We start from the raw sequence: 23,704 nt of genomic DNA, 5'->3' as shown, positions 1-23,704 counted from the left end.
TTTTATAATTTTGATTGGTTATAGTAATCTGATGAAAAAAAAGTATAGGACATAGTTACATCTTTAATATTTCTGGTGTTGGGATCATTTACCATTTCTGGATCCAAATAAAAAGTCATTATATACGTCGCCTTTTCACCTGCTTTTAAAGCCTGTTTTTCAAAACAAAAACAACCCAATTTACTATAATATTTACCAAATGATGATGGTGACACATTAAACGCAGCAACTCCATAAGTTGTCTCGTTTCCATAATTTTCTACTTCAAACTCAATTCGATTCACTTGCCCAATCTTAACATCCATTACATTTTTTTTTACTTTAAAATTCCATGGAAGTTTATTTACATTTGTATCAAAACGAACACTAACTTTTTGGTCTAAAACTATCTTTGGTGCTTCTTTTGATATTTGAGTTGTTCCACCAAAGCCAGTCACTCTACAAAATATGTCATATAATGGTACTGCAGCAAATGAAAGGCCTAACATAAGAAAAAATATTCCAGCTAAAAGAATTGGAGTTAAAGTTTTTTTTTGCATTATATTGATCTATCAAAAACACCTGTATTATAAAGGGTAAAGAAAAATAGAAATACCATAAATCCTAAAATTGCTAAAGCTGTTAAAATATTTTTTCGCTTAGTTTTTTTGTCTGGTATCATCATAGTATTTTATCTATCAAAAAAATAACAAATATCAAAAATAAATATAAAATTGAATATCCAAATATAGTCTTTGCTTTTTTAGGGTTAAATTTATCCTTTTTAAACTTATAAAGCTCAAAACATAAAAAATTATAATATAGTGTCAACATTAAGGATGGTATTAGAAATACCAAACCCACTAAACCAATTACATAGGGTATAATAATCATTGGTAACATTAATAATGAATAAACTAAAATATTTAATTTTGTGCTCTCTATTCCGTTGGTCAATGGAAGCATTGGAATTTTTGCTTTTTTGTAATCATCAGATTTATAGAGACTTAATGCCCAAAAATGAGATGGAGTCCAAAAAAATATAATAAGAAAAAAAGTTATTGGTTCAAGAGAAAGTGAGTTAGTAGCAATAGTCCAGCCAATTACCGGTGGTAGTGCTCCTGCAGCTCCTCCAATAACAATATTTTGAGGTGTTTTTCTTTTTAACCAAATTGTATAAACAAACACATAAAACAAAATTGTAAATAACAGTAATGCTGCTGAAAGTGTATTTGCAAAATAGTCTAATGCAATCACTGAAAAAAATGAAAGTGATGTTCCAAAAATTAGAGCCTGTTTTCTATTAACTTTACCAATTGGAATTGGTCTTAGACAGGTTCTTGTCATTAAAGCATCAAGGTCTGACTCGTACCACATATTTAGAGCTCCAGCTGCTCCAGCTCCAATAGATACCAATAAAATTGCAATCATTGCATCTTTGGTTGAAATTGCAGTAGGTGCCATTAAAAGTCCTACAGCGCACGTAAAGATAACCAAAGACATTACCCTTGGTTTCATCAATTTAAATAATTCAGAAAAATTAAACACATCTTCCTGACTTAAGTTTCTATTTTTTAATTTTGAATTAATCATTAATATTTTATTTAGAATAAACTTAAAATTTATTAACTGGTAGCTTTTTCAACACCATCTGGATCTTCAAATTTTGGTAATTCTTCAAAAGTATGAAAATTTGGTGGTGACGGCACAGTCCATTCTAAAGTTGTGGCTCCTTCACCCCAAGGGTTTTGAGCTGCAGCTTTTTTCTTTGCAAAAGAATAAATTAAATTAATAAAAAATACTAATAAACCAGCAACTGCTATATATGAACCAACTGATGAAACATAATTCCAACCAGCAAAAGCATCTGGATAATCAGCATATCTTCTTGGCATTCCTGCTAAACCTAAGAAGTGTTGGGGAAAAAATATTAAATTTACACCAATAAAAGTTAACCAGAAATGTAATTTTCCCATCCATTCAGAATATTCATAGCCGGACATTTTACCAAACCAGTAATAAAATCCTGCAAAGATTGCAAATACAGCTCCTAGAGATAATACATAATGAAAGTGAGCAACCACATAATAGGTATCATGCATTGCAGTATCAACACCAGCATTCGCAAGTACAACACCTGTTACACCACCAACTGTAAATAAAAATATAAAACCTAATGCCCACAACATTGGTGTTTTAAATGAAATTGATCCACCCCACATTGTTGCTATCCATGAAAATATCTTAATTCCTGTTGGTACAGCAATAATCATTGTTGCAGCTAAAAAATATGCTTTAGTATCAGTGCTTAAACCAACTGTGTACATGTGGTGCGCCCAAACAACAAAACCAACTACACCAATTGAAACCATTGCATAAGCCATCCCTAAATATCCAAATACAGGTTTTTTAGAAAATGTTGAAACGATATGGCTTATCATTCCAAAGCCAGGTAGGATTAAAATATAAACCTCTGGATGACCAAAGAACCAAAATAAATGTTGGTATAAAACTGGATCTCCTCCAGTTTGTGCATCAAAAAATGCTGTTCCAAAATTTCTATCGGTTAAAAGCATTGTAATTGCTCCCGCTAAAACAGGTAATGATAATAATAACAGAAATGCTGTAACTAAAACAGACCAAGCAAATAAAGGCATTTTATGCAAAGTCATGCCTGGTGTTCTCATATTTAAAATTGTTGTAATAAAATTAACTGCTCCTAGAATTGAAGAAGCTCCAGCTAAGTGTAAACTTAAAATTGCAAAATCCATTGCAGGACCAGGTTGTCCAGCCTTAGAAGATAAAGGTGGATATAAAGTCCAACCGCCGCCAACTCCTTGCTGGCCTGGAGGGCCATCTGCAAAAATAGAAAGTAATAATAAAATAAATGAAGCTGGCAATAACCAAAACGAAATATTATTCATTCTTGGAAAGGCCATATCAGGTGCACCAATCATAATTGGGACGAACCAGTTACCAAATCCACCAATCATTGCTGGCATTACCATAAAGAAAATCATTATTAGTCCATGACCAGTAACCAAGACATTATACAAATGATAGTTGCCACCTAAAATTCCATCACCAGGATGCATTAATTCGATTCTCATTAAAACTGAAAAGGCTGTACCAATAACTCCTGCAACAATTGCAAAAATTAAATACATTGTTCCAATATCTTTGTGGTTAGTTGAATAAGCCCAACGTTTCCAACCTGTTGGTGTATGATGATCGTCGTGTGATGCTGTTTGTGTATACATTTTATTTACTCGCTAGTTTTTTATATTCATTTTCTAAAATTGGTTCTTTAGCAAATTTCATTTTAGCATCTGCTAACCATATCGCATATTCTTCATCTGTTACAACTCTTACTGTGATCGGCATAAAAGCATGTTGTATTCCACATAGCTCTGAACATTGACCATAATACGTTCCTACTTTTTCAGCCTTAAACCAAGTTTCATTTATTCTTCCTGGAACCGCATCTCTTTTAACTCCAAATGATGGTAATGCCCAAGCATGTAAGACATCATTCGCAGTAATTAAAACTTTAACCACTTTATTAACCGGAACAACAACTTCGTTGTCAACAGTTAAAAGTCTTGGTTGGTTTTCTTTTAATTCTTCTTCTTTAATCATGTAAGACTCAAAAATAATATTTTCATCAGGATATTCGTATCCCCAGTACCACTGATAGCCTATAGCCTTCACTGTAATATCCGCTTTTGGAATTGTGTCTTGCTTATATAAAATTTTAAAAGATGGAACTGCCATCACTATTAAAATTAAACATGGAATTAAAGTCCATAGAACTTCTACAGCAACGTTGTGAGTTGTTCTTGAAGGATTTGGATTTCTTGAAGCTCTAAATCTTATACAAACATAAATCATAAGAAATAAAACAAAAACGCTAATCGCAATAATTACTGGAAGAAGAATGTTGTTATGAAAGCTAACAATTTCTGACATACTTTGAGAAGCTGAGTCCTGAAAACCTAACTGCCAATTTTTAGGCTGATCAGCCCAAACATTAGTTGATGAAATTGTTGCAAGAACTGTAAATATAAATTTTTTCATTTGTTACACACTATATAAAGTGTCTTTTAAAAAATTACACTTTAGTTTTCGCGACAAAATATCAATTAATGGTATAATTAACAATTGTTAAGGCTGAAATTACAGCAGTTTCTGATCTAAGTATGTTTTCGTTTATTTTGATTGGTTGAACACCTTTAAAAGCAAGAATCTGCTGTCTTTCTTCTTCAGAAAAATCACCCTCAGGACCAATTATAACGCAAGTTGGATTAGCAGATAATTTATCTAAATCTATTTTTTTATTTTGAGAATTTAAATCTGTAAATATTAAATCTATTTTCTGATTAGATAAAAATTCTTTTAAAGATCTGGGTTCTTCAATAGACGGAACATTAATACGATTAGACTGTTCAGCTGCTTCTATAATTACTTTTTTTAACCTTTCTTTGTTAATTTTTCTAACAATCGTTCTGTCAAAAATAATAGGCAAAAATTTTGTAACCCCAAGCTCTGTTGCTTTTTGAATCATAAAATTAAAGTAGTTTGATTTAATAGGTGAAAAAGCTAACCACAAATCTTTTATATTTTCTTTTTGTCTTAATTGTTTTGTTATACTAAACTCAACTATACTTTTTGAAATATTTAAAATTTTTGCCTCCCATTCTCCACTGATATTAAATAAAGAAAAAACTTCACCTACTTTAACCCTCATTACTTTATTTACATAGTGAGATTGTGATTTATCAAGCTTAGCTGTTAAATTAAGTGATAAACTTTCTTTAAAAAATAATCTAATATTACTCATTAATGTTAAGTTAATTTATGAAAAATATTAAAGCAATAATTTTTGATGCATATGGCACTTTATTTGATGTCAATTCTGCTGCAGAAAAATGTAAAGATAAAATTGGCGATAAGTGGGAAGGTTTTGCAAATTACTGGCGAACTACTCAATTAGAATACACTTGGCTTAGAAGTCTAATGAATAGACATAAAGACTTTTGGCAAGTCACAGAAGACAGTCTAGATAAATCAATGAAGGCATTTGAGATAGATGCTTCAATGAAAAATGAATTATTAGACCTTTATAAAGTGCTCTCACCTTTTAAAGAAGTGCCAGAAGTTTTAAAAATATTAAAAAAGAAAAATTTTAAATTAGGTATTCTTTCTAATGGAACACCTGATCTTCTTAATGAATTAGTTAAAAGTAATAATTTGGAAAATATCTTTGATGATATTTTTTCAATTGAAGAAGTTGGCATTTATAAACCAGATTCAAAAGTTTACGACATGCCAATTAAAAAATATAAAATACAAAAAGAAGAAGTTGCATTTTTAAGTGCTAATACTTGGGATGTATCTGGTGGTGGAAATTATGGTTACAGTTCTATTTGGGTAAACAGAAATAATAATATTTTTGATAACCTTGACTACAAGCCTAAAGAAGAGGTTAAAAACTTAAAACAGTTGCTTGATATCATCTAATTCTATAGGTAGAGGTCAATTAAATTGAAAGGGTAAACATGACTAAAGGACAAAGAGCAGGCGATAGTGCAATCGCAGTTGAAGTTGAAAAAGATAAATCTTACTATTGGTGTTCATGTGGAAAAAGTTCAAAACAACCTTTTTGTGATGGATCACATAAAGGAACTGAGTTTACTCCGTTAGCTTATAAGGCAGATGAGACAAAAAAAATGTTTTTTTGCTCTTGTAAACAAACCAACAATCAGCCATTTTGTGATGGATCGCACAATAAATAACAAAAGGATAAAATGCATAATTTAAATAATAAAATTAATAGTTTTTTTTCAAATATAGATGCGCTTGCTTCTTCAATTTTTAGGTTTGGAATTGGTGTGGCTTTTATCATTCATGGTTCAAAAAAATTTCCATTACCTCCTCAGGGATTAATTGAATATTTTGGTCTGTCGCCTATGTTGGCATCAACAGTTGCTTTATCTGAACTGTTGACAGGATTGGTATTAATAATAAGTGGTTTTATTAAAAATCCTTTTGGAAATATACTCACAAGATTATCAGGACTTAATATAACTATCTTAATGATTACTATACTTATCTTTGCTCACAAAGACTGGTTTTTCACAACAAAATTATTTACTAGTGAACAAATATTTCTTTTAATCGGTGGAATTTATTTCTTGATAAAAGGTAATCGAACTTAAACATGAGTCAAATAAAGGTAAAAAAGATAATTGAACCAGTTGCAGCATCAGATGGTGCTGGCGTTAAATTAAAAAGAAGTATTGGCACTCATCTTATTGATTACCACGATCCTTTTTTAATGTTGGATGAGTTTGGTTCTGAAAATAAAGATGATTATATCGGAGGCTTCCCTCCCCACCCTCACAGAGGAATTGAAACAGTTACTTACATGTTAAGTGGAGAGTTTGAACATGAAGATAGCACTGGGGCTAAAGGCAAGATGTCTTCGGGAGATGTTCAGTGGATGAAAACTGGTGGTGGAATAATTCATTCTGAAATGCCTGCAATGACAGAAGGTAAACTTCATGGTTTTCAATTATGGGTAAATATGCCTGCTAAATTAAAAATGAACAAACCTGAATATATTTATATTGATGCAGATAAAATGAGTACTCATAAAGATGATGATAAAATAGTTAAAGTAATTGCTGGAAAATTTAAAAATGCTGAAGGACCTGTTAAGGGTCATAACGTTGAGCCAGTTTACTTTGATGTAGAGATTGAAGAAGGTAAGGAGTTTAATTTTGATCTTCCTTCAACACATAACTCTTTAATTTACTTAATAGATGGAGAAATTAAGGTTGGAGATCAAAACCATGACCAAGCTAAAAACTCTACTTTAGTTATCCTAACTAGGGGTGAAAAGTTGAAAGTATCTAGCTTAACTAAAGCTAAATTTTTATTGATATCTGGAAAACCTATTGGTGAGCCTATTGCAAGAGGTGGACCATTTGTAATGAATACTAAAGCTGAAATCTTGCAAGCAGTACAAGATTATCATAATGGTACATTTGTAAAATAATGAAAAAAATTGAAATAGAAAAATTTGGTGGTCCTGAAACTTTACAGATCAAAGATGTTGAAATAGGTAAACCAGGTCCAAAAGAAGTTCTTATAAAAAATTTATCAATTGGTCTTAATTATATTGATGTTTATCACCGAACAGGTTTGTACCCTATTCCTCTTCCAAGTGGGATTGGTTTAGAAGCGTGTGGAATAATAGAAGATATTGGTTCAGAAGTTGATTTATTTAAAGTTGGAGATAGAGTGGCTCACTCTTCAATGCCAATTGGAAGTTATTCAGAAAAACAATTATTCCCCCAAGAAAAACTAGTTTTAGTTCCTGAGGGTATCTCAAATGAAATTGCATCTTGTATTATGCTTAAAGGAATTACTGCTGAATATTTATTGCACAGAGCTTATCCAATTAAAAAAGGTGATAAAGTTTTATACCACGCGGCTGCTGGTGGTGTGGGTCAAATTTTATGTCAGTGGGCAAATTCATTAGGAGCAGAAGTTATTGGAACTGTTGGCTCTAAAGAAAAAGAAGCTATTGCTAAAAAAAATGGCTGTCATCATGTGATAAATTATACAGATACAAACTTTGTTAAAGAAGTAGAAAAAATTGTAGGAAAAAATGGAGTTGACGTTGTCTATGATGGTGTTGGCATTAAAACATTTGATGGGTCAATTGAAACCTTAAAAGTTAGGGGCATGATGGTTGCTTTTGGTAACGCCTCAGGCTACGTTGATACCATAGATGTTAAAAAACATATTAACGCAAAAGGTTTATTTTTTACGCGACCATCAATTGCACATTATACAATGACAAGAGAAGAGCTTATTGAATCTGCAAAAAAAGTTTTTGATGCAGTTTTATCTGATAAATTTAAAGTTGAAATTTTTAAAAAATATCCTTTAAGTGATACCAATAAAGCTCATGAAGAATTAGAAGCTAGGCTATTAACAGGTCCGGCCGTAATAATTCCAAATTAAAAAGGCCATTTCAAACCTGGAAAACCAAACCCATTTGTAGACTTTGAAATTTCTTCTGAAGTTTTCGATTTTAACTCTGTCTTTGCATTGTTGTGAGCTGCCATTATCAAGTCTTCAATAATAACTTTATCTTCCTTCATTACCTCATCTGATAAGCTTATTTTAATCATTTCATTTTCTCCATTTAATGTAACTTTTATAGAGTTAGAACCCGACGTTCCTTCAACTTGGATATTTTTAATTTTTTCCTGACTTTCTTTCATTTTAGTTTCAAGTTCTTTGGCTTTATCTAAAATTTTTGTAAAATCAGTCATCTTTCTCTTCTTTCTTGTTAGTTATCACATCAACTATTTCAGCATCTTGAAATTTTTTCAAAATATTTCTATAAATTGAAGAGTTTTTTACATCTTCAATTAATTCTTTTTTTAGATTTACTTCTGTTTCTTTTTTGGATGGCTGGCCTTTAGTTTTACTGAGTGTTATTATCCATCTGTTACTTGTCCACTCAAAAAGTTTTAATGATAGATCTTTAATAAAATCTTTATCTAGCTTTTCGTTAAATGAAATTTCAATTCTTTGACTCTCAAAACTAACAAGGTTTACATTTTTTTCTAATTCATATTTCAACTTAATTTCTTTTTTAGATAAACATATTTTTAGTAAGTCATCAAAAGAATTTATAAGATTTTTTTGTGTTTCGATTTCCTTATTATCTTTAAGTGTCACATTTTTTTCTTGGGCAATATTTTTCATTTGACCAATCGTTTCTGCTTTATCCTTTATCTCAAATAAATCTTCTCCTTCATTTTTTTTTAAAAGAGATGTACGAGCTATATTATCATTTGTCTTTTGTGGACTTTGGTGAACATTATTGTCTGTATTCTTGATGCTTTTCAGATGTATCAATCTAATTAAAAACATTTCCATAGATAAATGTTGATTAGATACAATATCAAGTTCTTCTGTTGCTTTGATGGCAAACTGCCAAAATAATATTAAAGTTTCATTGCTAATTTTTTTAGAAATTTCTTTAATTCTGTTAAACTCTTCATCATTCAATGAAAAATTTGTACCATCAATATTTAATGAATCAATATTTTTAAAATAATATAAAAGCTCTAAAAAATCATTTATAAAAATCTTAGGTTCAACACCTTGATTATAGATTTCTCTATAAGTATTTAAAACTTCTGTTTCCTTGCCTTCAAATATAAGCTGAAATAAATTTATTAATTGAGATTTATCAAAATGACCAAAAATCTTTTGTGCAGAAGTTAAGTCTAGTTCTGTGTTTTTATTCAATGTAAGTAATGCCCTATCAAGTAATGATAAGGCGTCTCTAACAGATCCCTCTGAGATCTTCACAATTAATTTAAGAGCATCATCAGATGCTTTACCATTTTCTTTTTCTTTAATTTTTTTTATAAATTCAAACAATTCTGATGACTTAATCCTAGATAAATCAAATCTTTGGCAGCGAGAAACTACAGTGATAGGAATCTTTTTTATTTCTGTAGTTGCGAAAATAAATTTTAAGTATTCAGGTGGCTCTTCTAAAGTTTTAAGCAATGCATTAAATGCCTGCTTACTAAGCATATGTACCTCATCAATAATAAATATTTTATATTTAGCTGTAGTTGGACCATATCTCGAAAATTCAATAAGATCTCTCACGTCGTCCACTCCTGTTTTGCTTGCTGCATCCATTTCCAATACATCAATATGATTTGAGTTTGAAATAGCATTACAATTTTCACAAATATCATCTTTGCAAAGACCCTCTATACCATTTAAGCAATTTAAAGATTTGGCAACTATTCTTGCAGTAGTAGTTTTTCCAATCCCCCTAATCCCAGTAAAAAGATAAGCATTAGGTACTTTATTTGCTTTAATTGAGTTAAATATAGTTTCTGCAACAAATTCTTGCCCTATAAGATCATCAAATGTTTGAGGTCTATATTTTAAAGCTAAAACTTTTGTATTTTTATTCATTTTTTAAGGAGACTAGAACCTGAAAAATCTGTCTCTACGATTGCTTCCGTTAAGATCTGGTCGGGTTCAAGCAGCATTCACCTCTAGCCTCCAAAACTATTATAGCAGTAATGTTTTCTAATCTACAAGAAAAGTTTACTAATTACTTATCTCTAAATTTATCAGCCTCAAAAACACCTAACACGTGAAAATCCTGACAATGTAGCCCTAATTCTTCTAAAGATTTTTGAACTTTTGGATCCTCTATATGTCCATCTAAATCACATAAAAAAAAATAAGACTCGAATGAATTTTGTTCTGGATAACTTTGAAGCTTTGTTAAATTTACCCCATTAATCGCAAAGCCTCCTAAAGATTGATACAAAGCTGCAGGTTTACTTTTTAGTTTAAATAAAAAAGATGTTATGTACCGATTATCTCTATAATCTGGTTGAAGAATATCCTTGCCCATAACTAAAAATCTGGTTGTATTGCCTTTTTCATTTTCAATGCTAGGTGCAAGTACTTTAAGTTTATAAATTTTTGCGCTTAGTGAAGAGGCAATTGCTGCCTCACTCTTATTTTTTTTTTTAGAGATTGCTTCAGCAGAACCAGCTGTATCCGCACGTACATGTTCAATTAATTTATTTTTTTTAATAAAATTCGAGCATTGTGATAGTCCTTGTGTATGAGAATAAACATCCTTTATGTCATTTAAATTAGCTCCGGGCTGCCCTAATAAATTATGTTCAATTTTTTGGAAATGTTCTGCATAAATATTCAATCTATATTTAAAAATTAAATATTCTATACCAATATTTCCTGTGATGCGATTTGATTCAGGTATTACCATTCGTGAGTCACTTTCTGACAATACTTTTAAAAAACACTCGTCAAAAGTCTTACATGGCACAACTTCTGCTTTGGGATCAATTTCGAGCGCTGCTAAGTGTGAATAAGCCCCAAAGGTTCCTTGAATATAAATCTTAGTCATTTTATATTTTATATTCCATAATTTTTTTTATAGCTAGATAATCTTCCATCGTATCAACTCCGATAGGAGAAAATTTTGCTAAAGCTACATTAATTTTAAGTTTATTGTCTAAAGCTCTTAATTGTTCTAATTTATTTTCTTTCTCATTTTTCGTTTGATTAAATTTAACAAACTTTTCTAAAATACTTGTTTTGTAAGAGTAAATTCCAATATGATGGTAAATATTTTTATTATCTTTTGATAAATCATTCCTAGTAAAATTTAATGCTGTTGGAAAATCATTTTTTTCTAGGTTTCTTTCTGTTATGACCTTAACTATATCTTTATTATTTAGTATTTTCTTATCTTGAATTTTTGCTGCTAATGTCCCTAATTTAGCATCATGACTAATCATCTGATTATTTAATTTAATAATATCATCTTTATTAATATCAGGCTCATCTCCCTGCAAGTTTAATATATAATCAATACCTTTTATGTTTAGTTTTTCATAAGCCTCATAAATTCTATCTGTGCCTGTTTTATGATCTTTATTTGTTAAAATCGCTCTACCTCCATTTTTAATAACATCTTTAAGTATCTTTTGACTATCTGTTGCCACTACCACTTCACCAATATTAGCTTCTTCCGCTCTTTTAAACACATGGGAGATAATTGATAAATTGTTAATTTTTAAAAGTGGTTTACCTGGTAACCTAGTAGCTGCTATTCTTGAGGGTATTAATATTAGTGTTTTTGTCATTATAAAATTTCCACTTTTATGCGTCTAACAGACGCGAAATTATAAAATTAAAAATTAAGTATTTTTTAATTATCATGTTATATGTCCAAAATAATTATAATTAAATGGATTCGTTCGAACTAAATAAAATTATTGCTGCAATTTTAATGGTTGCACTACTTGTAATCGGTCTAGGAAAGATTGCAGATGGTGTTTTTTATGTGAAGAAACCAAAAAACCCTGGATATCAAGTTAAAATAGAAAGCCAAGTGGCCTCGGGAACATCTGAAACAACTGAAGTAGTAGAAAAAGTTGATATTGCTGCAATTATGGCATTAGGTGATGTAGCAGGTGGTGAAAAAATTTTCAAAAAATGTGCAGCATGCCACTCAATAAAAAAAGGTGGAAAAAATAAAATTGGCCCAGCACTGTATAATGTTGTTGGAAGGAAAGTGGGTGGTGTAAATGATTATAAGTACTCTAAAACTTTAGCTTCATATGATAGGGAATGGACGTTTGAAGAATTAAATGGTTTCTTAAAAAAACCTGCTTCTTATCTAAAGGGAACTAAAATGTCTTATGCTGGTTTGAGAAAAGAAAAAGATAGAGCATCTGTGATTAAATATATGAATCAAAATAGTGATAGTCCTAAGCCATTACCTTAATTTATCAAAACAATATAACAAAATACTTTTTTGAACGTGCACTCTATTGAGCGCTTGTAACCATACTTTTGAATTTTTCCCTAAAAAAATTTCATTAGAGACCTCTGTTCCTCTTGGCAAACAATGTAAAAAAGTTACATCTTTTTTAGCAAAACTAATTAATTTAGAATTAATTCGAAAATTCTTAAAATCTTTTATTTTTTTTGATTTATTAACTTTATCATTTAAAGAAATAACCTTATCTGAAAAAATAATATCTGCATTTTTTACTGCTTTTGTGACATCACTATAAATATTAATTTTTCCTTTATTCTTTTTTGCCCAATCAAGTATAGATTTTTTAGGTCTATAATTTTCAGGACAGCCAATACTTAATTTAAACGAAAACTTAACTGATGCTGCAATTAAACTATTAAGAACATTATTTGAATCTCCAACCCAACAAATATTTAATTTTGAAATAGATTTTTTTTTAATTTCTTCAACTGTAAAAATATCTGATAGCACTTGTGTTGGATGTGATGACGGACTTAGTCCATTAATAATGGGTATTGTTAAATATTTACTAAATTCTTTTATCTTTTTATCACTATCAGTTCTTAACATGAAGCCATCACCATAAGTTGACAAAATTTTTGCTGTATCTGCTAAACTTTCACCACCCCTACCCAAATGTAATTCATTAGCTTTAATAGTAATTGTTCCACCACCTAATTGTTTTATAGCTAAGTAAAAACTCAATCTTGTTCTTGAGCTTGCTTTCTCAAACATCTGAATAAGTAATTTTCCTTTTAAGGGATTATCTTTATCGATGTCAAGGTTATTAAGTTTTCTTCTTTTTTCTTTTCTTTTTTTTGCATCTTTTACAATTTTTTTTAAATCTGTGGCAGGTATATTTTTAAGCGTAATGAAATGTTTCATTTTTATTTATGAGTTGAACAAACTTTTCTTATTATTTTTATAGCTGTTTTTATTTCTTTTTTTTTAACATTTAGTGGAGGAAGTATTCTTATAACATTTTCTGCAGCTCTAATTGTCAATAACTTATTATCTAGCAATTCTTGAATAAATTTTGTTTGATCATTATGCAACTGTAATCCAATGAGCAAACCTACGCCTCTTACTTCTTTAATTATCTTTGGATACTCCACCTTCAATTTATTCAACTCAGAATGAAAATATTTTGACAATTTTTTAACGTTGGCAAGAAAACCTCTTTTAAATATTTGATCTAGTACCGCATTTCCAACAGACATTGCTAATGGATTTCCACCAAATGTTGAGCCATGTGATCCAATTGTCATTCCGGCAGCAACCTTTTTATTCATTAAAACTGCCCCAAGTGGAAAGCCACCACCAATACCTTTTGCTATCGGTACAATATCAGGTTTAATTTTAGAGTTTTCAAAGGCAAAAAAGTTTCCAGATCTTCCTATTCCGCATTGAACTTCATCCAAAATTAATAAAATTTTTTTCTCATTACATATTTTTCTTAATCCCTTTAAGCACCAATCTGGAATAACCTTAATTCCACCCTCTCCCATCACAGTCTCGACCATAACAGCCGCTGTTTTATCTGTTATAGATTTTTTTAATGATATGTGATCTCCAAATTTAAAATGATCAAATCCATCAACTTTGGGTCCAAAACCCTCTGTCATTTTTTTTGATCCACTAGCATAAATTGTTGCTAATGTTCTTCCATGAAAAGAATTTTTAACACAAAGAATTCTATTTTTTTTAGGTTGTCCTATTGAATAAAAATATCTTCTTGCGACTTTGATTGCTGCTTCGGTTGCCTCTGCTCCACTATTTTGAAATATTACAAAGTCAGCAAAAGATTTTTTTGATAGTCTTGCAGCTAGCTTTTCACCCTCAGGAATTATAAATGCATTTGATACATGCCAAAGTTTTTTTGATTGTTTATTAATTGCCTTTACTAAATGCGAATTAGTATGTCCTAAAGAATTTACGGCAATTCCTTGAATAAAATCTAAGTATTTTTCCCCATTAGTTGAGTACAAAAAACTACCCTTACCTCTTTTAAAAGAAATTTTTCTTCTGTTATAATTTTTTGCTAGAGCACTCATATTTTAAGATTTAATTTTATAACCTTTTTTATAAAGAAAAAAAGCCAAGTACCAGATTGCAATACTTAAAATTATTAAATAGATTAATCCAACATTTATTGAACCATCCGACTTTCCCAAAAAACCATATCTAAAACCATCTATCATATAAAAAAATGGATTGATGTGGCTAATTGTCTGAAAAAAAGGAGGAAGTTTTTCTATAGAATAAAATACGCCAGACAAGAAACTTAGTGGAGTAATAACAAAATTTGTGACAGTTGCTGTATGATCAAATTTTTCAGCCCACAGACCAGTGATAAAACCTAAGCTCCCTAGTATAAATGCACTTAAGAAACCAAAAATAAAAATAAATAAAATATTATTTATTGGCATCTCAACTAATAAAGAGAAAACACATATTGAAATTATGGCAATTAAAAAACTTCTTGTAAGAGCTGCTAATATTATTGCCATTGAAACTTCTAACGCTGATAAAGGCGCATAAAGCATATCTACAATATTTCCTTGGATTTTTGAAATCATTAAAGAAGATACTGAGTGACTAAATGATTGAGTTAAAATACTCATTGCGATTAATCCTGGTGCTAAAAAACTCATAAAAGAATAACCTAAAACATCACCTCTATTATTTCCTAAAGCTAAAGATAAAACTGATAAAAATAACAAACTTGATACAAGTGGAGATAGCAATGTTTGCTGCCAAACCGCAATAAACCTATTGCATTCCTTAAACCATAAACTTTTAAAACCAATCCAATTTATAAAGCCAAATTTTTTTCTGCTAATTTGATATTTTTTATTCAATTCAACCATAGGTAATCATATATAAATTTTGATAAAATTGTGCACAAAACGAAACTATCTATTGTTTTTTTTATATTCTTATGTGATCTGTATATAGTTATTAAACTTAATTAACATACTAAATATAGACTATGAGTTGGAACGACGAAAAAGTTAATAAGCTAAAAGAGCTTTGGGGAAAAGGCAATACTGCAAGTCAAATTGCCGAAATAATTGGTGGTATTAGTAGAAATGCAGTTATTGGTAAGGCCCATAGATTAAATTTGTCATCTAAAATTAAAACTAGAAATGTTTCTTCAAACCAAGGTTTAAATAATGGCTCAGGAGAAAATATTTCTAAACAAAAGCAAGGGAAAAAAAGTAAGTTTAAGTCTTTACTTATTGAGAAAGATTTTGAACCTGAAAACCCTAAAAAATTAGAAGAGCTAAATGACACTTCTTGTAAATGGCCTATCGGACATCCCGAAGAAGAGTCATTTTATTTTTGTGGAAGGACCTCTTTAAAAGATTTTTCTTATTGCAAGCTCCACTTACTATATGCTTATCAAGAAAAATCTAAGGGAAGAAAAGAAGAGCCTGTTGATAAAGAAGAAGAAGTTCCACACTATATAGAAAAAAAAGTTAGCACTGCATAATAACAATTCTTGCTAAACTAATTTTTTTTATTTTTATTTTTTCCGTCCATACCTGTCAAAATAGACTTGATAATTAAGTATGATAAAAATAAAAAAATAAAAAATATTGAGATATAAATAATATTTATAATCATATTAAAAACTATACAATTTAAATTAAAAAAATTCTATTAAGAATTGGTAGGATTATATTTTTTTGTGGAAAATTGACCACCCTCTCTCCACATATAACAATATTTTTCAACTTCCTGATCAAACACTCTTGTGCTTGGTACTCCTAAATCAAAATTAGTTTTATATTTATTTGAAGGAATATTATCATACTTTAAAAGAGTGAGTTGGTCTACTGTCAACAATGGTTTTGGAAATAATTGAAATAATTTTGCTGATATATTAGCCATAAAAAAAGGAAGGGGAATCAATAGTCTATTTTTGTTAATCAACTTTAATAATTTTTTTAAAATTTCTTTTAAAGTAATAATATCAGGACCTACACACTCAATTATTTTAGAATTTATATTTTTAGAAATAACATGGTAAATGATATCTGTTAAATCAGAACAATGAATCGGAGTAAATTTGGTGTTTCCATTATAATAAAGTGGAAAGAACGGAAGTCTATTTAGTAAAGTCATAAAATTTGTAGTAAAATTATCATCTACAGAATAAACTACAGATGGTCTCAATATGGCAGCCATTGGAAAATTTTTTTGAATATCTAGCTCACCTTCTAATTTACTTTTTGCATACTTCGAGAGTATAGCATCATTAATTCCCAATGCGGATAAATGAATAAACTGTTTAATTTTATATTCCTTACAAAGTTTAGATAAAATAGAAGGAAAAATAGCGTGAATATTTTTAAAAGTATTTCCCCTACCACTTTCATACAAGATACCAATTAAATTTATACAAATATCAGTTTTTGAAAATAATTTTCTTATTTTAATTTCATCAAAAATGTTAGCTTCAACAATGTCTATATAACCAGCATTAGCTTGAGTTTTGATTACATATCCTCTTTGATGAAAGTTTCTTGTAACGACAGTAACTTTATAATTATTTTTAGTAAGCTTCCTAATTAAATTACGCCCTATTTGACCACTACCGCCAAAAATTAGACAATTTTTTACTTTCATATATATATAATCTAAAATGAATATTGATATTAAACTTCACAAGAATGATCTACCAGAAGATTTAGATTTAGGCAAGATTGTTGCAGTCGATGGAGAATTTATGGGTCTTAATGTTAAGCGTGATCCTTTATGTCTTATTCAAATATCAAGTGGAAATTCTGATGCACACATTATTCAGCTGAATAGAGAAAACTATAATGCTCCTAATTTAAATAAAATACTCTGTGACGAATCCATCGCTAAAATATTTCATTATGGAAGAGCAGATATGGCACATATCAAATATTACTTAAAAACTGATACAAAAAATATCCTTGATACTAAAATTGCTTCGAAACTTGGCAGATCCTATTCTGATAGTCATTCTCTTAAAACACTGATTAAAGAATTTATTAATATTGATATAAGCAAGCAATTTCAAAGTTCAGATTTTGGTGGTGAATTATCTCAAGCTCAACTCAAGTATTGTGCAAATGATGTTGTCTATCTTCATAAAATTCATGAGGAATTACAAAAAATTCTTGTTAGAGAAAAAAGACTTAATTTATATGAAGATTGTTTAAAATTTCTAAAAACTAGAGTTGATCTTGATTTAGCTTTATTTAAAGACGATATATGGTCCCATTAAATGAAAAAAAAAAATTATAAAAAAGTTGCAAAAAATGTAATTGACTTAGAAATTAAAGCTCTTAAAAAATTAAAAAGTTCAATTAATAATTCTTTTAATGAAGCAGTTGATGCAATTGTAAATTGTCAATCTAAAGTAATTTTATGTGGAGTTGGAAAGAGCGGACTAATAGCTGCTAAAATTTCTGCCACTTTATCTTCCGTTGGTACTCCCTCTTTTTCACTTTCAGCTAATGATTGCTCCCATGGGGACTTAGGAAGTATTTCTAAAAAAGATATTTTGATTTTAATTAGTTATTCTGGTTCTTCAGAAGAGTTAAGAAATATTATAAAATATGCGAATAGAAATAAAATTCAATTAATAGGCATAGTATCAAAAAAAAACTCTATTTTATATAAAGCATCAGATATTAAATTGTTGACTCCAGAGGTAGCTGAGGCTGGTCTTGGCATTGTCCCTACATCAAGCACTATCAATCAATTAAGTATTGGTGATGCATTAGCAGTTGCATCATTAAACAAAAAAAAAATTAGCAAAAAAGATTTTAAAAATTTTCACCCGTCTGGAAGTTTGGGTGCCCAACTTAAGACCGTTGAAGATTTAATGTTAACAAAAGATAAAATTCCTTTCATAAACGAGGGCTCTAATATGAAAGATGCATTAAAAATAATTACTCAAAAAAAGTTGGGAACTTTAATAGTAAAAAATAATAAAGGGAATACAACGGGTATTATTACTGATGGACAAATAAGAAGAGTGAGTCAAAAAAATAACTTTTTACATTCGTTACAAATTAAAAAAGTGATGACTAAAAATCCAATAAAAGTTAGTAAGGAAATACTAGCAATAAAAGCACTAGCTATCATGAATGAAAAAAAGATTACAAGCCTATGCGTATATGGTTTGCCTAATAAAAGTAAAACAATAGGAATCGTTCATATTCATAACTTACTTGATAACAATATTGGTTGATGAATAAAAAGACGTTTTTACAATTACTGATCTTAACTTTAATAATAGGGATTGTTTTTATTTCCTATAAAAAGTTTGACTCAAATCAAAGCACCACGGCCTCATATGGTTCCCTCAACTCAAAAAGTGAAATTGATAAAGAAAAAAAAATTTCTAACTTAATATATAATATCAAGTACACGGTGGATGCAAAGGATGGATCAGGCTACAATATCGAATCTAAAGAAGGAGAGCTAAATGTTGAAAACCCAAACCTAATTAATATGAAATATGTAACTGCATTTATAAATATGCCAGACTCTTCAATAATTAAAATTACTTCTGATTATGCCATCTATGACAGTATTAACTTTAATACTCAATTTTATGACAATATATTGATCACTTATGGTGAACACGAAATTACTTCCGATAATTTAGATTTTTTACCTGATAAAAACCTGGCAACAATTTATAACAATGTTATCTTTAATAACATGAATACAAATATGTGGGCAGATAAAATTGAACTTGATTTAATTACAAAAGACTCAAAGATTTTTATGAATGACAAATTAAAAAAAGTAAAAATAGTTAGTGTAAATTAATGGCTATAATTAAAAAATTTAGAATAAAATCATTCAAAAATGAAAAACCTATATTGAGCCTTAAAAAGGTGTCATTATCTTTTGGGAAAAGGAAAATTTTAGACAATATTAATTTTGATCTAAATAAAGGTCAAGTGCTTGGCTTACTTGGTCCCAATGGTGTTGGTAAATCAACAATATTTAATTTAATTATAGGATTAATAAAACCAGACTATGGCTCGATAATAGTTGGCTCAACGAATGTTAACGAGTATCCAATTTATTTAAGAACTAAGGAGTTTAAATTGGGTTATTGCCCCCAAAATTCTGGATATTTTCATGATTTAACACTTCTTGAAAATTTAAATTCAGTTGGTCAAATATTGATTAGTGATAAGAAAATCAGAGATGAGAAAATAGATTCCATGATATCTAAATTTGAATTAGAGCCTGTTATGAATGTTAAAGCTAATCATTTATCTGGAGGACAAAAAAAAAAATTAGTTATTGCACTAGCTCTTTTAGGTAGTCCAAAAATTTTACTTCTAGATGAACCGTTTGCAGCGCTAGATATAATGACCATTAAGATGCTACAAAAAATTATTGTTAATTTGCAAAGTGAAAGTAATATATCAATTATATTATGTGATCACGCGGCACGAGATCTCTTAAAAATTTGTGATTTTAGTTTAGTGCTTTCAAATTGCAAAATTGTAGCCTCAGGAACACCCACAGAACTTATTAATAATTCTGAAGCAAGATCTGCATATTTTGGTGATTCATTCATTCTGAGATAATTACCATGACCAGATATTTAAAAATAGATAAAGAAATAGAATCTTTTAATAAAAAAATTATAATTGAAGGAGATAAAAGTTTATCTATTAGATGGGTTTTGCTTGCTTCTCAGGCTATTGGAAAATCAAAGGCTTATAATCTTTTAATGTCTGAAGATGTTATTGCTGCATTAAATTCTATAAAAAAACTTGGCATTAAAACAAAATATAATAAAAATTATTGTGAAATATTAGGAAATGGAATTAATGGTTTTAAATATAAAAAAAATCTAACATTAGATGCTAGCAACTCAGGAACTCTTGGAAGATTATTGTTAGGTTTGTTGATTAAAACACCAAAAAAAATTAAATTGATTGGTGATAAAAGTTTATCCAAAAGAGATTTTTCAAGAGTAACTAAACCTTTGGAAAAATTTGGGGCGAAATTTGATTATAGAATCAAGAATAAATTACCATTGAAAATATTAGGCTCAAAATCAATAAAGAGCATCAATTACTTAGAAAATAGAGGTTCGGCACAATGTAAAAGCAGCGTAATGTTTGCTGCACTTAATGCACCGGGAACTACATATATTAAAGCTAAAAAATCTAGAGACCATTCTGAATTACTTTTTAAATACCTAAAAATACCAATTAAAATTAAAAAAACTAAAAAATACGATTTTATAGAAATTAAACAACCAAAAAAAATCAAACCTTTTAATTATCAAATTCCAGGTGATATAAGCTCTAGTGCTTTTTTTATGGTATTGGCAACACTTACAAAAAGTTCAATGCTTTTAATCAAAAATGTAAATATTAATCCTACAAGACTAGGAGCTGTTACTATCTTAAAAAGGATGGGAGCTAAAATATTACTTAAAAAACAAAGAAACTATAGAGGAGAAAAAATTTCTGATATTTTAATTAAAAGTTCAAACAATCTTAAAGCTATAAATTGTCCATCGAGTTTAAATAGCAGTGCTATAGATGAATTTTTAGTAATTTTTTTAGTTGCCGCTAAAGCAAAAGGCGTTTCTTACTTCAAGGATATTGCCGAGTTAAATCAAAAAGAAAGTCCAAGATTAATTTGGGGATCTAAAATTTTAAATATGATGGGTGTAAAAACTGTATTAACAAAAAACTCTATTAAAATTTATGGTCAACCAGATTTAAAAGTTACAAAAACAATCATAATTAAAAAATACCTAAAAGATCATAGAGTTTTTATGATGAGTACAATTGCTGCTTTAACCTGTGGTGGGCAGTGGAAAATTTATGATAAAGAGTCAATTAATACGTCTTTTCCATCTTTTTTAAAAATTATTAATAAAATAAGTAATAAGTCCTAATGAAATTGAAAAATAAAATTAAAGTTGCAATTGACTCTCCTGCTGCAGCGGGTGCTGGGACACAGGCAAAACTAATCTCTAAACACTTCAATTTATTTTATTTAGATACAGGCAAAATTTATAGATTAATTGCTAATATTAAACTTACCCAACCTAAAAGATACAGTCACAACTTCATAAAAAAAATAATGAGGAAATTAAGTATCAATGATTTAGAAAATAGTAATTTATTGTCTGATGAGGTGGGAACAATGGCCTCTGTGATATCAAAAGATAAAAAAATAAGAAAACTTGTTCATGCGTTCCAAATTAAAAGTGCGTACAATCCTCCTAAAAAATATAATGGCTCATGCTTGGATGGAAGAGATATTACTTATAAAATAATTCCTGATGCAGATTTCAAGTTTTTTATTACTGCTAATACAAAAACTAGAGCATTAAGAAGATATAAAGAGTTAAAAAGTTTAAAAAAAGAGGTAACTTTCAATGAAGTCTTAAAAAGTATCAAAAAACGTGATAAAAGTGACTATAATAGGAAAGTCTCACCTCTAAAGAAAACGAAAGATTCAGTATTGATAAATACTACGAAGCACACTAAAAGAGCATGTTTTTTAAAAATAAAACAAATTATGAATATGAAACTAAAAGCTTAATGGAAATTTATAAAGATCTTTCAAACCCTGCCTCAAAAGAATTCGAAAAACTACTAAATTCACAATTTACTAAAACTGCAAACCTCGAAGAAGGAAAGATAATTGCTGGTGTTGTAAATAAAGTAACTGAAAACTTTGTATTCCTTGAAGTTCCAGGGTTAAAATCTGAACCAATACTAGATATCAATGAATTAAAAAGTATGGGTATGCTTGATAAAGCAAAAGTTGGAGAGAAAATTTCAGTCCTTCTTGAAAGACTTGAAGATAAAAAAGGTGAAGTGTTAGTATCAGCTTCTAAAGCAATGAAGATCGCCGGATGGGAGTCCTTAGTGGCTTCCTATGATAAAGGTGAAACTGTTATGGGTAAGATAACGGGACGTGTTAAAGGAGGATGCATTGTAGAGCATATTGATACTGGGTCTCTGATGTTTTTACCTGGATCACAAATATCCGACAAACCATTAAAAGATATAACTCATTTAATGAATGAGCCACAAAAATTTGCTCTAATTAAACTTGATCGCCAGCGTGGCAATGTTTGTTGTTCGAGACGAGAGGTTATTTCTACATTTAAAAAAGAGGATAAAATTAAGATAGTTGAAAAATTTAAAGTTGGCGATTTAATTAAAGGAGCTGAGGTAAAAGGTTACAGCTCATTTGGTTGTTTTTTTAATGTTAATGGTGAACTAGATGTACTTGTCCATCTTCAGGAAATATCTTATTCAAGAGTGAACCACCCAGATGAAGTTTTTACTATTGGTGAAAAACATGACTTAAAAGTAATTAGTGTAGATTTAGAAAAATTACAAGTTGGCTGTTCAGTAAAACAACTTACACCAGATCCTTTTGAAAATATTTCAAATTATGAACTAAACAAAACCTATAAAGTTAAAGTTGTTAAACTTATGGACTTTGGTGCCTTCTGCGAACTTGAAAAGGGATTATCAACTTTATTGCATTCGAGTGAATTAAGTTGGACAAAGAAAAATGTATCAGCAAAAAAGATGCTTAAAGTTAACGACGAGATTGATTGTGTAATTACAGAGATCGATAAAGAAAAAAGAAGAGTTGCAATCAGCCACCGTTTAACAACTGAAAACCCCTTTAAAGCATTTGAAAAAAAAGTTGGCTCTGAAGTTGAGGGTATTGTTTCTAGTAAAAATGAATATTCTATCTTTTTAAAGGTCGATGGATTAGATATTGATGCATTCTTGCATTGTAACGATCTTACATATCTTACAAATGCGGAAGAGGAATTAGCCAAATATAAAATTGGAGATAAATTAAAAGTTAAAGTGTTAGAAGTAAAATCAGATGAACAAAAAGTTAGAGTTGGTTTACGTCAAACTCAACCTGATCCTTTTGATTGGTTTAAAGGTAAAAAAGTTAAAGACACAATCACGGTTAAAGTTATTTCAACTGATAATAAAGGATTAGTTGTAAGACCTGTAGGAATGGAAATGGATTTTGTTATTAAAAAATCACAAATTGCGGTAGCAGCTGCAGACCAAAGAAGTACTCGTTGGACAGGTAATGAATCTGTTGATTGTGCTATAGCTGAGTTAGATTTTGAAAAAAGAAAAGCTGTTTTAAGTATTAAATTACTTGAAGAAATAGACAGAAAAGTAGCATTAGATACATATGGCTCTGAAGCAAGTGGTAAAAACTTACCTTTTTCATCTTTGTCTGACGATTTAAAGAAAAAGAAAAAAGAAGACTAAA

At 29.4% G+C, this 23,704-nt stretch carries 28 protein-coding genes; 14 read left to right on the top strand and 14 right to left on the bottom strand.

The genetic code is table 11. The annotated features are described in order from the left end of the window. Nucleotides 1-2 precede the first annotated feature (2 nt). From VP91_RS03245 to VP91_RS03220, 6 genes are all read right to left on the bottom strand, one after another. Nucleotides 3-539, bottom strand: coding sequence for a cytochrome c oxidase assembly protein (locus VP91_RS03245; protein WP_169036004.1), 537 nt, complete (start codon nt 537-539; stop codon nt 3-5). After that, on the bottom strand, nt 539-664 hold the full coding sequence (locus VP91_RS03240; RefSeq protein ID WP_169036003.1) for a serine protease: 126 nt from the start codon (nt 662-664) through the stop codon (nt 539-541). Before VP91_RS03240 ends, VP91_RS03245 begins: the two co-directional genes overlap by 1 nt. Further along, nucleotides 661-1,572, bottom strand: coding sequence for a heme o synthase (gene cyoE, locus VP91_RS03235; RefSeq protein WP_169036002.1), 912 nt, complete (start codon nt 1,570-1,572; stop codon nt 661-663). The genes VP91_RS03240 and cyoE overlap by 4 nt, the downstream gene beginning before the upstream one ends. Before the next feature lie 32 nt (nt 1,573-1,604). Continuing rightward, nucleotides 1,605-3,239 carry a cytochrome c oxidase subunit I gene (gene ctaD, locus VP91_RS03230; RefSeq protein WP_169036001.1) on the bottom strand — a complete coding sequence of 545 codons (1,635 nt, stop codon included), beginning with the start codon at nt 3,237-3,239 and terminating at the stop codon, nt 1,605-1,607. A 1-nt stretch (nt 3,240) separates the two neighbouring features. Beyond that, entirely contained in the window at nt 3,241-4,056 is an 816-nt protein-coding gene (coxB, locus tag VP91_RS03225; RefSeq protein WP_169036000.1) for a cytochrome c oxidase subunit II, read from the bottom strand. A gap of 61 nt (nt 4,057-4,117) precedes the next feature. Further along, nucleotides 4,118-4,819 (bottom strand): RsmE family RNA methyltransferase, encoded by a 702-nt coding sequence (locus VP91_RS03220; protein ID WP_169035999.1) that lies wholly within the window; start codon nt 4,817-4,819, stop codon nt 4,118-4,120. 17 nt (nt 4,820-4,836) lie between these two features. Between VP91_RS03220 and VP91_RS03215 the strand changes: the two genes are divergently transcribed. Genes VP91_RS03215 through VP91_RS03195 form a run of 5 tightly spaced genes read left to right on the top strand, consistent with a single transcriptional unit; the run spans nt 4,837 to nt 8,013 of the window. Beyond that, nucleotides 4,837-5,499, top strand: a complete 663-nt coding sequence (locus VP91_RS03215; protein WP_169035998.1) for a haloacid dehalogenase type II — start codon at nt 4,837-4,839, stop codon at nt 5,497-5,499. A 38-nt stretch (nt 5,500-5,537) separates the two neighbouring features. Next, nucleotides 5,538-5,774, top strand: a complete 237-nt coding sequence (locus VP91_RS03210; protein ID WP_169035997.1) for a CDGSH iron-sulfur domain-containing protein — start codon at nt 5,538-5,540, stop codon at nt 5,772-5,774. Nucleotides 5,775-5,786: 12 nt separating this feature from the next. Further along, entirely contained in the window at nt 5,787-6,197 is a 411-nt protein-coding gene (locus tag VP91_RS03205) for a DoxX family membrane protein (RefSeq protein ID WP_169035996.1), read from the top strand. A gap of 2 nt (nt 6,198-6,199) precedes the next feature. After that, nucleotides 6,200-7,039 carry a pirin family protein gene (locus tag VP91_RS03200; protein WP_169035995.1) on the top strand — a complete coding sequence of 280 codons (840 nt, stop codon included), beginning with the start codon at nt 6,200-6,202 and terminating at the stop codon, nt 7,037-7,039. Next, nucleotides 7,039-8,013, top strand: coding sequence for a quinone oxidoreductase family protein (locus VP91_RS03195; RefSeq protein WP_169035994.1), 975 nt, complete (start codon nt 7,039-7,041; stop codon nt 8,011-8,013). The genes VP91_RS03200 and VP91_RS03195 overlap by 1 nt, the downstream gene beginning before the upstream one ends. Here VP91_RS03195 and VP91_RS03190 read toward each other — a convergent pair. From VP91_RS03190 to kdsB, 4 genes are all read right to left on the bottom strand, one after another. Continuing rightward, entirely contained in the window at nt 8,010-8,327 is a 318-nt protein-coding gene (locus VP91_RS03190; RefSeq protein ID WP_169035993.1) for a YbaB/EbfC family nucleoid-associated protein, read from the bottom strand. The two genes, VP91_RS03195 and VP91_RS03190, sit on opposite strands and share 4 nt — an antisense overlap. Further along, entirely contained in the window at nt 8,320-10,005 is a 1,686-nt protein-coding gene (gene dnaX / locus VP91_RS03185) for a DNA polymerase III subunit gamma/tau (RefSeq protein WP_169035992.1), read from the bottom strand. The genes VP91_RS03190 and dnaX overlap by 8 nt, the downstream gene beginning before the upstream one ends. Nucleotides 10,006-10,147: 142 nt before the next feature. Beyond that, the gene (locus VP91_RS03180; protein WP_169035991.1) at nt 10,148-10,978 is read right to left on the bottom strand and encodes a prephenate dehydratase domain-containing protein; all 831 of its coding nucleotides are present in this window, start codon (nt 10,976-10,978) and stop codon (nt 10,148-10,150) included. 1 nt (nt 10,979) lies between these two features. Next, on the bottom strand, nt 10,980-11,720 hold the full coding sequence (gene kdsB, locus VP91_RS03175) for a 3-deoxy-manno-octulosonate cytidylyltransferase (protein ID WP_169035990.1): 741 nt from the start codon (nt 11,718-11,720) through the stop codon (nt 10,980-10,982). Nucleotides 11,721-11,824: 104 nt separating this feature from the next. Between kdsB and VP91_RS03170 the strand changes: the two genes are divergently transcribed. Beyond that, the gene (locus tag VP91_RS03170) at nt 11,825-12,364 is read left to right on the top strand and encodes a c-type cytochrome (protein WP_169035989.1); all 540 of its coding nucleotides are present in this window, start codon (nt 11,825-11,827) and stop codon (nt 12,362-12,364) included. On the opposite strand, the gene argF is transcribed toward VP91_RS03170, so the two are convergent. The 3 genes from argF to VP91_RS03155 are packed head-to-tail and all read right to left on the bottom strand — an operon-like array spanning nt 12,356 to nt 15,270. Further along, complete coding sequence (gene argF / locus VP91_RS03165; protein WP_169035988.1) at nt 12,356-13,285, bottom strand: ornithine carbamoyltransferase; 930 nt, start codon at nt 13,283-13,285, stop codon at nt 12,356-12,358. The two genes, VP91_RS03170 and argF, sit on opposite strands and share 9 nt — an antisense overlap. 2 nt (nt 13,286-13,287) lie before the next feature. Then, on the bottom strand, nt 13,288-14,454 hold the full coding sequence (locus tag VP91_RS03160) for an aspartate aminotransferase family protein (protein WP_169035987.1): 1,167 nt from the start codon (nt 14,452-14,454) through the stop codon (nt 13,288-13,290). 3 nt (nt 14,455-14,457) lie between these two features. Beyond that, a complete protein-coding gene (locus VP91_RS03155) occupies nt 14,458-15,270 on the bottom strand; it encodes an ABC transporter permease (RefSeq protein WP_169035986.1) in 813 nt (270 codons plus the stop codon). 122 nt (nt 15,271-15,392) lie between these two features. Between VP91_RS03155 and VP91_RS03150 the strand changes: the two genes are divergently transcribed. After that, a complete protein-coding gene (locus VP91_RS03150; RefSeq protein WP_169035985.1) occupies nt 15,393-15,896 on the top strand; it encodes a GcrA family cell cycle regulator in 504 nt (167 codons plus the stop codon). 170 nt (nt 15,897-16,066) lie between these two features. Here the strand turns inward: VP91_RS03150 and VP91_RS03145 are convergent, their stop codons facing one another. Next, nucleotides 16,067-17,035, bottom strand: coding sequence for a complex I NDUFA9 subunit family protein (locus VP91_RS03145; RefSeq protein ID WP_169035984.1), 969 nt, complete (start codon nt 17,033-17,035; stop codon nt 16,067-16,069). Nucleotides 17,036-17,051: 16 nt separating this feature from the next. On the opposite strand from VP91_RS03145, the gene VP91_RS03140 reads away from it, so the two are divergent. The 7 genes from VP91_RS03140 to VP91_RS03110 are packed head-to-tail and all read left to right on the top strand — an operon-like array spanning nt 17,052 to nt 23,703. Then, nucleotides 17,052-17,663: a ribonuclease D gene (locus VP91_RS03140; RefSeq protein ID WP_169035983.1), complete on the top strand. Its 612-nt coding sequence runs from the start codon at nt 17,052-17,054 to the stop codon at nt 17,661-17,663. Then, nucleotides 17,664-18,635 carry a KpsF/GutQ family sugar-phosphate isomerase gene (locus VP91_RS03135; RefSeq protein WP_169035982.1) on the top strand — a complete coding sequence of 324 codons (972 nt, stop codon included), beginning with the start codon at nt 17,664-17,666 and terminating at the stop codon, nt 18,633-18,635. Further along, nucleotides 18,635-19,222 carry an LPS export ABC transporter periplasmic protein LptC gene (lptC, locus tag VP91_RS03130; protein WP_169035981.1) on the top strand — a complete coding sequence of 196 codons (588 nt, stop codon included), beginning with the start codon at nt 18,635-18,637 and terminating at the stop codon, nt 19,220-19,222. The genes VP91_RS03135 and lptC overlap by 1 nt, the downstream gene beginning before the upstream one ends. Continuing rightward, nucleotides 19,222-19,998 carry an ATP-binding cassette domain-containing protein gene (locus VP91_RS03125; RefSeq protein WP_169035980.1) on the top strand — a complete coding sequence of 259 codons (777 nt, stop codon included), beginning with the start codon at nt 19,222-19,224 and terminating at the stop codon, nt 19,996-19,998. The genes lptC and VP91_RS03125 overlap by 1 nt, the downstream gene beginning before the upstream one ends. Before the next feature lie 5 nt (nt 19,999-20,003). Further along, the gene (gene aroA / locus VP91_RS03120; protein WP_169035979.1) at nt 20,004-21,329 is read left to right on the top strand and encodes a 3-phosphoshikimate 1-carboxyvinyltransferase; all 1,326 of its coding nucleotides are present in this window, start codon (nt 20,004-20,006) and stop codon (nt 21,327-21,329) included. Then, nucleotides 21,329-21,982, top strand: coding sequence for a (d)CMP kinase (locus VP91_RS03115; protein WP_169035978.1), 654 nt, complete (start codon nt 21,329-21,331; stop codon nt 21,980-21,982). Before aroA ends, VP91_RS03115 begins: the two co-directional genes overlap by 1 nt. Continuing rightward, nucleotides 21,934-23,703 (top strand): S1 RNA-binding domain-containing protein, encoded by a 1,770-nt coding sequence (locus VP91_RS03110; RefSeq protein ID WP_248289208.1) that lies wholly within the window; start codon nt 21,934-21,936, stop codon nt 23,701-23,703. Before VP91_RS03115 ends, VP91_RS03110 begins: the two co-directional genes overlap by 49 nt. The last annotated feature ends 1 nt before the right edge of the window (nt 23,704 follow it).

It is taken from the genome of Candidatus Pelagibacter communis (assembly GCF_012932795.1).
GTDB classification, from domain to species: Bacteria; Pseudomonadota; Alphaproteobacteria; order Pelagibacterales; family Pelagibacteraceae; genus Pelagibacter; species Pelagibacter ubique_S.
The sequence above is the reverse complement of the archived record's forward strand: the minus strand, read 5'-3'. Positions and strand labels throughout refer to the sequence as shown.